The following is a 10,859-nucleotide window of genomic DNA, read 5'->3' on the forward strand; positions in this document are numbered from 1 at the left end:
CGAGTCTGTCGTTCAGTTCGCGTCTCTCGGACGCCGATATCCGACGGGCGGTGCCGGACTGACGACACATCGAGGCTCCGGTCGTACAGGGCGACTTGGTCACCCCTTCGACCGGAGCCTCCCTGTACGCGTTGCGGGCGAGGCGATAGCCTCACCTTCACACCACGTGACGCCCCAGGCCGGCTTGCCGAAGCCCTCGGTGCTCGCCCGCTGCACCTTGGCGTCAGCGCAGGACCGTGTTGAACTCCAGTGCTGGGTTGGCGTTCCGGACGAGGGACTTGGCCTGCTCCGGCCACCACACGCCGGCCGCGGGATCGACGATGCCGTACTCCGGGTCGATGGAGCCGCCCGGGATGCTGTGGTTGCACTGGCCGTCGGACTGGCCGACGGTCTTGATCCACAGGTAGGCGTCGACGAGCGGGAGGCGGGTGTTCGCGGTCGGCCGGTCGCCGATGCCGCGACCGGGAGCGTTGCACCAGGTTTGCGGGCCGCCGCTGTACTTGCCTGCGGGCGGGGTCCAGGCGCCCCGGCCGTTGCGGCTGGTGTCGACGACGAGGTGGGTGAGCTCCTGCGGGGGCGGGGTACCGATGTTCTGCTGGAACCACCGGTCGGTCCAGTGCCAGGTGGACGGTTCGTCCACGTGCACGGAGTTTCCCGGCTGCCCGTCGTTCGGTGCTGAAGGGGAGTCGTACTGGCTCGCGCACAAGTCGGGGTGGCCCTTGGCCCAGTCCGGGCCCTTGGTGGCGAACCACAGGCACTGGGAGACCCAGGTGCCGTAGTGGGTGGACAGATCGGTGGCCAGATAGTTGGAGACGTTCAGCGAGAACCCCTGGGTGCGGGTGACACCGGCCTGGAGGACGAGGAGCATCGTGAGTGCGCTCGCTGCCAGGACTGATCGGTGCAGGGGGATACGCACGGGGTTCCTTCGGTAGGGGTGTTCGGGTCACGGGCCCTGGCATCGGACCGTGTGAGGGCGGCCCGGCTCCAGGACCCGGCCTTCGGCGAGGGCGGCACTACGCGGCGGCCGATGCCCACCGACGTTCTCGCGTGTGACCGTGTCCACGCCATTCGGCGGCGTCGGCGCGACAAGGGCTGGATCGCCGAGTTCCGATACCGGGTGCGCGAGCGGGTCCACCGGGCGGCCGGGATCCGGGACCGAACGGGGGCATCGGCGACGCTAGTGTCGAGGCGGTTCCTGCCGGCTCGGGTACGTGATGTCGAACCACGTGAAGTGGGCTTGGTTGGTGGAGGGGCGGCCGTTGGAGGTGGCGTAGAGGCCGAGCTGGATGCTGGTGAACAGCGGGGTGAGGAAGGTGGCTTCGACGGTGGCCAGGTCCTGCCAGGCGCCGTCGAGTGCCGCGTGGGCGAAGGTGTGGCTGAAGCCGCGGATGCGGACCCCCAGGCGAATGGGGCCCGGGGGGACGGGAATGCCGGCCAGGACCTCGGGCCCGTGGCGGAGGCTGAGTCCTTCCGTGGTGCGGAGGAAAAGGAGATGGGTGTCGTCGTCGAGGACTACGGCGAGGCCTGCGTGTTCGTCCGGTGCGGCGGGGGTGAAGTGCAGTTCGGTGGAGACGTCGCAGTCGGGCTGTTCCTGGGGGCGGGCCAGGAGAGACGGGGTGGTGCGTTCGCCGAGGCGTTCGGGGCGGAGCTGGAGGCGGAGCCCGTCACCGGTGGTCCAGAACCGCGCGGGTGGGGTGCGCAGGGTGCTCCAGTCGGCGGAGAGGGTGGCGAAGCCGTCGTGGAGGGGGCGGCGAAGGTCGGTGTGGACGACAGGGGAGAAGACCGGCCAGCCGTCGTCCCAGGTGATCCGGCTGAGGAAGGTCTCGCGGCCGAGGGCGGAGCCCGGGCGGACGCCCAGGAGGACGGCCCGCCAGTCGCCGTACGGGGTTTGGACGAGGTCGGCGTGTCCGGTGCAGGTGACCGGGCCCTTGGCAGGTGGTAGCAACGGGTTGCCGGGGGCGCCCTTGTAGGGGCCGGTCACGCGGTCGGCGCGGGCGACCACCACGCTGTGGTCCACATCGGTGCCGCCCTCGGCGGTGAGCAGAAGGTAGGTGCCGTCGATCTTGTAGAGGTGGGGGGCTTCCGGCCATCGGGCGCCCGTGTGGCTTCCCGACCACAGGACGTGCTCGGGTCCCGTAAGCCGTCGTTCGCGGGGAAGGTATTCGCGCATCCAGATCTCGGTGCGGCCGGCGGCCTCGTCCAGCACGCGGGCGGCGGTGAACCAGGCCCGGCCGTCGCTGTCGTCCGGCCCGTCGTCGAAGAACAGCGACGGGTCGAAGCCCTCGCCGTCCAGCCAGTGCGGCTGCGACCACGGCCCCGCCGGGTCGGTCGCCGTGACGACGAAATGGCCGGGGCCGTCCATCAGCGTGCAGACGAGATGGAAGACCCCCTCATGGTGCCGGATCGTCGGTGCGAAGAGACCCCGTGAGGGCTCGCACCCGTCGAGGTCGAGCTGAGACGCCCGGTCGAGCGCGGAGCCGATGCGCCGCCAGTTCACGAGATCGCGGCTGTGGAACACGGGAAGGCCCGGGAACCATTCGAAGCTGGACGTCACCACGTAGTAGTCCGCTCCCACTCGGCAGACGGACGGGTCGGGCCGGAACCCGGGCAGCACGGGATCACCGAAGAACCTGGTCATGGAACCGGGACGATCTCGACCGGCACGGACAACACCCGGTCGGCCGCCGGGTGACGTACGGGGCCCTCCAGAGTGAAGGAGCCCTGGAGCGGAAGATCGCCGCTGGACCGTCCGACGGCCACGCCGATCTCCCCGGGCTCCACTCTTCTGCGCAGGTCGAGCCCGGTGAACGAGGTCCGGTCGGCATGGACGGAGAAGCTGATCCGGGCGGCCGCGCCCGGCTGCAGCTCGACCCTGCCGAATCCGGCGAGCCACCGCTGCGGCCGGACGACGGATGCCACGGGGTCCGAGAGGTACAGCTGGACCACCTCGGTCCCGGCCACCTCGCCGACGTTGCGTACGGTGACCGAAACGGAGACGGCCCCGTCCGTCGCGGCAACGGGATCCACCGACAGCTCCGAGCAGGTGAAGCTGGTCCAGCTCAGCCCGTGTCCGAAGGGGAACAGCGGGGTCGGGTCCACCGAGCTCCAGTCGGTGTGCCCGCCGAGCCTCGCGTGCAGGTAGGTACCGGGCTGGCCGCCGACCTGGCGGGGGATTGAGACGGGCAGCCGCCCGGACGGTTCCGCGGCCCCGCTCATGATCCGGGCCAGCGCCGTCCCGCCCTCCTCGCCGGGGAAGAAGGCCTGCACCACGGCCGATGCGCGCTCGGCCAGCGTGCCGAGCGCGTAGGGCCGTCCGGAGACGAGGACCAGGACGGTCGGCACCCCGGAGTCCAGAACGGTGGAGGCGAGTGCGGCCTGGTCGCCGGGCAGGTCGAGGGTCTCGGCGTCGCAGCCCTCTCCGGAGGTGCCCCGGCCGAACATGCCGGCCCGGTCCCCGAGCACCAGTACGTTCACGTCCGGATCGTCCGCGGTGACCGTGAACCCGGCAGCGGTGAGCGCCTCGCCGAGCGTCGGGATCTCCAGCCCGAGGTCGCCGGGCAGCGCGACGTGGTTGGGGAAGGAGTAGCAGCCGAGGAAGGACTGGGGGTCGTCGGCGTACGGCCCGCTGATCGCCACGCGGCACGGGCCCAGCGGCAGGATGCCGTCGTTGGCGAGCAGCACGGTGGACCGTTCGGCCAGGAGCCTGGCCAGTGCCCGATTCTCCGGCGGGTCGAGGTCGACCGGCTCGGGCTTGACGGGCTCCCAGTCGGGGTCGAGCAGGCCGAGTTCGGCCTTCTGCACCAGGACCCGTTCCGCGGCCCGGTCGATGAGCTCCTCGGGTACGTCTCCCGACCGGACGAGTTCGGTCAGCGGCTCGCCGTAGCAGCGGGCCGTGGGTAGCTCGACGTCGATTCCGGCGGTCAACGCCAGTGCGCCGGCCGCGCCGCGCGATCCGCTGACGCCGTGCCGGGTCTCCAGGAAAGAGATGGCGTAGTAGTCGGCGACGACCACACCGGGGAAACCGAGTTCACCCCTGAGCAGCTCGGTCAGCAGCCGTTCGTCGGCGGCCACCGGGACGCCGTCCACGTCGGTGTAGCTGTTCATCACCGACCGGGCGCCTCCCTCGCGCAGTGCCCGTGCAAATGGCTCGACCAGTACGTCGGCGAACTCGCGCGGCCCGGAGGCGACGGGGGCCATGTTCCGGCCGCCGCGCGAGGCCGAGTACCCGGCGAAGTGCTTGAGCGTCGCCACGATCCCGGCGCCTTCCAAGCCCTGCACGTAGGCGGTGCCGATCGCTCCGACGAGATAGGGATCCTCGCCTATGCACTCCTCGGTCCTGCCCCACCGATAGTCGCGGACCACGTCGAGCACCGGAGCCAGCCCTTGGTGGACGCCGACCCGCCGCATCCCCGCGCCGATGGCGGCGGCCATCTGGCGCACGAGCTCGGGATCGAAGGTTGCTCCCCAGGCCAGAGGCCCCGGGAAGACGGTGGCCCCGAACGTCATGAACCCGGTCAGGCACTCCTCGTGAGCGACCGCCGGTATCCCGAACCGGCCGGATCCGGTCACCTGCCGTTGGAGCGAGGCGAGCCGGGCCATGCCGGCCTCCGCGGTGATCGGCGCGGTGCCGTACACCCGAGTGAGCTGGCCGAGCCCGTGGGCGACGATGTCGTCCAGGCCGGGCGCGGACTCGCCGGAATCGTCTTCCATGGGCGTGACCGGTGTCCCCGGATTCGAGGGCAGCGCCCAGAAGCCGGCGAGTTGCCCCGCCTTCTCTTCCAGCGTCATCCGTTTCAGCAGATCGGCGACTCGCACGGACGCGGGCAGGAGGGGGTCACGCCAGGGCTCGGTCAAGGATTCTCCTAGGGAGTTTCGTCAAAGTAGCGCCGGCCGCCCGAAGGGCGGGGCCGGTGGGGCCTGGTGCGTGCGATCGCAAGGCGGAGGAGGGAATCGACGCGGTGGGGGCACCTCCAGCGGTAGCTGGGGGACGTCGTTGACCGACGACAACGCGGCGAGCGTGCGTGCCAGGCCCCACCGGCCAGGGGGCACCTCCCAGCGGTAGCTGGGGGAGGGACTTTGACGACACGACCTAGAGACGGGGCGGGGCGGTGGAGAGCCGGACCTTGAGCTCGGTCGAGAGCTCCATCCGGGGGCTGACCAGGGGCTGGCCGTCCAGGAGCTGGAAAAGGGTGCGGGCGGCGAGCCGGCCCATCTCCTCCAGCGGCTGGCGCACCGTCGTCAGCGGCGGTGACAGCCATTCGCACATCGGCAGGTCGTCGAAGCCGACCACGCTGAGGTCCTGCGGGATGCTCAGCCCGCCCTGCCGGGCGGCTTCGTAGACGCCCATCGCCTGCTGGTCGCTACCGGCGAAGATGGCGGTCGGCGGGTCGGGGAGGGCGAGCAGTTCCTGGGCGCGCTGGAACCCGCCCTCGTGCTGGAAGTCGCCGAACCGGATCAGGTCGCGGTCGATCTCGATCCCGGCCCGCTCCAGCGCGGCCCGGTACCCGTCGATGCGGGCCTGGCTGCAGAGCATCTCCTTGCGCCCGCCGATCGTGGCGATCCTACGGTGCCCCAGCTCCAGCAGGTGCTCAGTGGCGGCGAGGCCGCCCGCCCAGTTGGTCGCGCCGATGCTCGGCACACCGTTGCCCGGCAGGTCGATCGGGTCGATGACCACCAGCGCCACCCCGGCCTGTTCGACCTGGGCACGCTGGGCTTGGGTGACCGAGGCGGTGACGAGGATGACGCCGTCGCTGTGGTGCAGGACCGGCAGTGCGGCCCAGCTCGACGGCGTGGCTTCGCCCGGCGGGACGAGCGAAACGACGGTGCCGACGCTCCGCTGGGCGCACTCGGCCTCGACGCCGCGCAGTATCTCCACCGCCCACGCGCTGTCCAGACCGCCGATGATCAGGTCAACCAGGCCTGACCTGCGGGACCTGGCCTGCCCACCGGGGTGGAGGTAGTTGTGGGAGCGCAGCAGGCCCTCGATCCGTTCGCGTGTCGAGGGTGCGACATCGGAGCGGCCGTTGACCACTTTCGACACGGTGGCCTGGGAGACCCCTGCCTCCGCGGCGATGAGGGCCAGGGTCGGACGCTGCTCGCTCAACTTCTCTCCTCTGCGCGGACGTCTTGGGCTGACGACAGGTATCGCAAACTTTCGTAGAGTTTCTGGTCGGCGCGACCAGGTTGTCAAGCTCCAAGTGCGCTGCTGCCGAGGGGAAATCAGTAAGAAGGCTTGACCGGTGGGCCGCGCGTTCCTAGTTTGTGGCAGCACCGAATCGAGGATTTTGCGAAACAGTTTCGAAATCGAACCGCATTCCCCACCCCGGAGGTCCCATGGCCAGCACACCCCCGAGCCGACGAAGCTTCCTGGCGCTCTCGGGCCTGACCGCTCTGTCCGTCTCGCTGACCGCGGCCTGTGGCGGCGGGGACTCCGGCTCGAGGCCGACGGCCGGCGGCAAGGTGACCCTCGCGTGGTGGAACATCGCCACGACGGAACCGGGAAAGTCCCTCTTCCCGCAGATCTCCTCGGCGTTCACGGCCGCCCACCCGAACATCACGATCAAGACGACCTCGTTGGAGAACGAGGCGTTCAAGTCCAAGCTGACCGCCACCACCTCTTCGGGCAAGCTCCCCGACGTCTTCCAGACCTGGGGCGGCGGCGTGTTGCAGCAGCAGGTCGACGCGGGGCTGGTCGAGGACCTCACCGACGCGTTCGGCTGGTCGTCCGAGCTCACCCCGGTCTCGCTGCAGGCCTATCAGTTCGAGGGCCGGACCTACGGGGTGCCCTACGACGTCGGCATGGTCGGCTTCTGGTACAACAAGAAGCTCTTCGCCAAGGCCGGGATCACCGCTCCGCCGGCCACCTGGGCCGAGCTCCTCGAAGACGTCAAGAAGCTCAAGGCCGCGGGCGTCACCCCGATCGCCCTCGCGGGCAAGGAGAAATGGCCAGGCCACTACTACTGGGCCTACCTCGCGATGCGCGTCGCAGGCCTCCCCGCGCTGCAGCAGGCTGCGACCACCAAGGACTTCACCGGCGCCGGCTTCGTCCAGGCAGGCATCCACCTCAAGGAGCTGGTCGACCTCCAGCCGTTCCAGACGGGCTTCCTCGGCGCCGGCTACGCCACCCCCGGCGGCCAGGCCGCGACCATGGGCAACGGCAAGGCCGCCATGGAGCTGATGGGGCAGTGGGGACCGTCGGTGCAGAAGGACGCGGGCGCAGACCTCGGAGCGGACCTGGGCTTCTTCCCCTTCCCGACGGTCGACGGCGGCGTCGGCCAGGTCACCGAGGTGTTCGGCGGTGGCGGCGGTTTCGCGCTGCGCAAGGGCGCGCCGAAGGAGGCGCTGGACTTCCTGAAGTTCTTCGTCCTGGAAAACGAGTCCAAGCTGCTGGCCTCCAACGGCTACCTGCCGGTGGTCAAGGGCGCGGAGAGCCACCTCGCCGACGCCAACAGGAAGGTGGTGGCCGACAGCCTGGTCAAGGCGACGGGCTTCCAGCTCTTCCTCGACCAGGCCTACCCGCCGGCGGTAGGCCAGGAGGTCAACGACAGCGTCGCCGACCTCATCGCGGGCCAGAAGACGCCCGAGCAGGTCACCAAGTCGATAACCGAGGCTGCGAAGGGTGCCTAGCTCCGTGTCCACCCTGACCAAGGAGCGGACGCAGGACGCCGGGCCGGTGCGCCCGCCTGCCCCGGCACGGTCGCTCCTGCGCGGTCTGGGAAGCTGGGCGTCGGTCGCCTGGTTCCTCGTCCCGGCTCTGGTCCTCTTCCTCGTCTTCGTCCTCGCCCCGATCGCCGTCGCCGTCTACACCGGGTTCTTCGAGTGGGGCGGGGTCGGCCCCATGGACGACTTCGTCGGCTTCGGGAACTACGCCAAGCTGTTCGACGATCAGGTCTTCCTCGGCGATCTGGAGCGCGGGCTGTACCTGATCGCCCTGTCGATCACGGTGCAGTTGCCGTTCGCGCTGTTCACCGCGGTCCTGCTCAACCAGAGACTGCGCGGCCGGGCCGTCTACCGGATGCTGTTCTTCGCGCCGTACATCCTGTCCGAGGTGGTCACGGCGGTTCTCTTCACGATGGTCTTCCTTCCCGGTGACGGCATGGCCGACCATCTCGCCGGCGCGCTCGGCCTGGAGGGGCTGCAGGGCAAGTGGCTCGCCGATCCCTCGACGGTCATACCGACCCTGTTCGTGGTCATGACCTGGAAGTACTTCGGCTTCCACATGATGCTCTTCCTCGCCGGGCTGCAGAGCATCCCGGCCGAGGTCCTCGAGGCCGCCTCCATCGATGGCGCCGGCGCCTGGCAGCGCTTCCGGCACGTGACGCTGCCGCTGCTCGGCCCGACGATCCGGATCAGCGTCTTCCTATCGATCATCGGGGCCATCCAGCTCTTCGACCTCGTCTGGGTCATGACCGCGGGCGGGCCCAACCACTCCTCCGAGACGATGGCGATCTCGATGTTCCAGTTCGGGTTCAAGCGCTACCAGGTCGGCTACGCCAGTGCGATCAGCGTGGTGCTGTTCATGATCAGTCTGGTCTTCTCCCTCTTCTACCAGCGTTACGTACTGCGCCGTGACCTGAGCGGGGCCGTCACCTCGGGAGGTGGCCGATGAACGCCCGCAGAACGGTACGCGGCCTGTCGCTGCACGCCGTGGTCTGGCTGATCGGCGCGTTCGTCGTCGTGCCGCTGATCTACGCGGTGATCTCCGGGTTCAAGAGCACCGGCGAGCTGACGACCAACCCGTTCGGGCTGCCGGAGCACTGGAAGACCGGCAATTACACCGGCATCCTCAGCGACGGAATGTTCTGGCGGCAGATCGCCAACAGTGCGGGCATCGCGATCGGCACGGCATGCTGCACGGTGGCGGTCGCGGCGATGGCGGCGTTCGTACTGGCCCGCTACGCCTTCCGGGGCAGGGAGCTGTTCTACACGCTGTTCACGATCGGGCTGATGTTCCCGTTCGCGGTGGCCGTCCTGCCGCTGTTCCTGCTGCTGCGCAACTTCGACCTGCTCGACAACCCGCTCGGAGTGATCCTTCCGCAGGCGGCTTTCGGGCTCCCCATGACGATCATCATTCTGCGCGGGTTCTTCCGGACCATCCCGGCAGAGGTCGAGGAGGCGGCCATCATGGACGGCTGCGGCAAGTTCCGCTTCTTCTGGAAGATCCTGCTGCCGATGGCGCGTCCGGCGCTCGGCACGGTCTCGGTGCTCGCGATCGTCGCGAGCTGGAACAACTTCTTCCTGCCACTGCTGGTGTTCAATGACCCCAAATGGCAGACGATCCCGGTCGGCGTCCAGCAGTTCCAGGGCCAGTACTCGACCGACTACGCGCTCGTCCTCGCCTACATCGTGCTCGCGATGGTCCCCGCCCTCGCCTTCTACGCCGTCGCCGAGCGGCAGCTGATCGGCGGACTCACCGCAGGCGCCACCAAGGGCTGACCCGTCCCGCGTGACCTCCACCCCCGAGGAGACGTCGTGAAACGCCTGACCGCATTGACAGCAATATTGTTAGCGCTAACAACGCAGGCCGTGGCCGCCCCCGCGCGACCCGGCATCGACTTCCGCGCCGAGCTCCAGCCCATAGACGGATTCGGCTTCTCGATGGCCTTCCAGCGGGCCGACCTGCTGCACGGCGCACGCGGCCTCAGCCCGGCCAGGCAGCGCGAGGTGCTCGACCTACTGCTCAGTAAGGACAAGGGAGCGGGCCTTTCGATCCTGCGCCTGGGCATCGGGTCGTCGACCGACAGGGTCTACGACCACATGCCAACGATCCTGCCGGCCGATCCCGGCGGGCCGGACGCCACGCCGAAGTACGTCTGGGACGGCTGGGACGGCGGCCAGGTCTGGCTCGCCAAGGAGGCCAAGGACTACGGCGTCAAACGGTTCTTCGCCGACGCCTGGAGCGCCCCGGCCTTCATGAAGACCAACGGAAGCGAGAACGACGGCGGCGAGCTGCGGCCCGAATGGCGTCAGGCCTACGCGAACTACCTCGTCCAGTACGCGAAGTTCTACGGGCAGGAAGGCATCGGGATCACCGACTTGGGGTTCACCAACGAACCCGACTGGACGGCCACCTACGCCTCGATGCGGTTCACCCCGCAGCAGGCCGTCGACTTCCTCAAGGTGCTCGGACCGACCGTCCGCGCGTCCGGATTGAAGTCCGGGGTGGTCTGCTGCGACGCCGCGGGCTGGGACCGGCAGGTCGCCTACACCGAGGCCATCGAGGCGGACCCCGCGGCCGGCAAGGCCGTGCGGACCATCACCGGCCACCGCTACAGCGGTCCGACCGAGGTGGCGCAGCCGACCGACAAGCGCGTGTGGATGTCGGAATGGTCGCCGGACGGTACCACCTGGAACGAGAACTGGGACGACGGCAGCGGCTACGACGGTCTCACCGTCGCGGCCGACATCCAGAACACCCTGACCGTCGGCAACGCCAATGCCTACGTCTACTGGACCGGCGCGTCCCTCGGCGCGACCCGAGGGCTCATCCAGCTCGCCAACCCCGGTGACGACTACCGGGTGTCCAAGCGGTACTGGGCGCTGGCCGCCTTCAGCCGGTTCATCCGCCCCGGCGCCGTCCGCGTGCCGGTCACGAACGCCGACCCGGCACTGCAGATCACGGCCTTCCGCAACACCGACGGCAGCCGCGTGATCGAGATCCTCAACACCGCGACCACCGAAAGCTCCGCCGAGTTCTCTCTCCGCGGCGGGCACGACCGCCGCCCCGACGGCTACGTCACCGACGAGACCCGCTCGATCACCCCGGCCGACATCGTCTCCACGCACGGCACGACCCTCAAGGCGACGCTCGCCCCACGCGCGCTGACCACGATCGTCCTCGACTGAAACCGCCCATCGCT

8 protein-coding genes are annotated in these 10,859 nt (G+C 69.4%); 4 read left to right on the top strand and 4 right to left on the bottom strand.

Translation table 11 applies throughout. From position 1 onward, the window contains the following. Positions 1–223: 223 nt before the first annotated feature. From ACFWBN_RS13625 to ACFWBN_RS13640, 4 genes are all read right to left on the bottom strand, one after another. Positions 224–916, bottom strand: a complete 693-nt coding sequence (locus tag ACFWBN_RS13625; RefSeq protein ID WP_385175531.1) for a glycoside hydrolase family 6 protein — start codon at positions 914–916, stop codon at positions 224–226. A gap of 261 nt (positions 917–1,177) precedes the next feature. After that, the gene (locus tag ACFWBN_RS13630; protein WP_385175535.1) at positions 1,178–2,638 is read right to left on the bottom strand and encodes a glycoside hydrolase family 43 protein; all 1,461 of its coding nucleotides are present in this window, start codon (positions 2,636–2,638) and stop codon (positions 1,178–1,180) included. Continuing rightward, entirely contained in the window at positions 2,635–4,854 is a 2,220-nt protein-coding gene (locus ACFWBN_RS13635) for a glycoside hydrolase family 3 N-terminal domain-containing protein (protein ID WP_385175538.1), read from the bottom strand. The genes ACFWBN_RS13630 and ACFWBN_RS13635 overlap by 4 nt, the downstream gene beginning before the upstream one ends. 235 nt (positions 4,855–5,089) lie before the next feature. After that, complete coding sequence (locus ACFWBN_RS13640) at positions 5,090–6,103, bottom strand: LacI family DNA-binding transcriptional regulator (RefSeq protein ID WP_385175541.1); 1,014 nt, start codon at positions 6,101–6,103, stop codon at positions 5,090–5,092. Between the two features lie 230 nt (positions 6,104–6,333). On the opposite strand from ACFWBN_RS13640, the gene ACFWBN_RS13645 reads away from it, so the two are divergent. The 4 genes from ACFWBN_RS13645 to ACFWBN_RS13660 all read left to right on the top strand — a co-directional run bounded on the left by ACFWBN_RS13645 (position 6,334) and on the right by ACFWBN_RS13660 (position 10,845). Beyond that, positions 6,334–7,626, top strand: a complete 1,293-nt coding sequence (locus ACFWBN_RS13645) for an extracellular solute-binding protein (RefSeq protein WP_385175545.1) — start codon at positions 6,334–6,336, stop codon at positions 7,624–7,626. Then, positions 7,619–8,608: a carbohydrate ABC transporter permease gene (locus ACFWBN_RS13650; protein ID WP_385175548.1), complete on the top strand. Its 990-nt coding sequence runs from the start codon at positions 7,619–7,621 to the stop codon at positions 8,606–8,608. Before ACFWBN_RS13645 ends, ACFWBN_RS13650 begins: the two co-directional genes overlap by 8 nt. After that, positions 8,605–9,435, top strand: a complete 831-nt coding sequence (locus ACFWBN_RS13655) for a carbohydrate ABC transporter permease (protein ID WP_385175551.1) — start codon at positions 8,605–8,607, stop codon at positions 9,433–9,435. Before ACFWBN_RS13650 ends, ACFWBN_RS13655 begins: the two co-directional genes overlap by 4 nt. A gap of 90 nt (positions 9,436–9,525) precedes the next feature. Next, on the top strand, positions 9,526–10,845 hold the full coding sequence (locus ACFWBN_RS13660; protein ID WP_385175554.1) for a glycoside hydrolase: 1,320 nt from the start codon (positions 9,526–9,528) through the stop codon (positions 10,843–10,845). Positions 10,846–10,859 lie beyond the last annotated feature (14 nt).

The organism is Streptomyces sp. NPDC059989 (assembly GCF_042736975.1).
GTDB lineage: Bacteria > Actinomycetota > Actinomycetes > Streptomycetales > Streptomycetaceae > Streptomyces.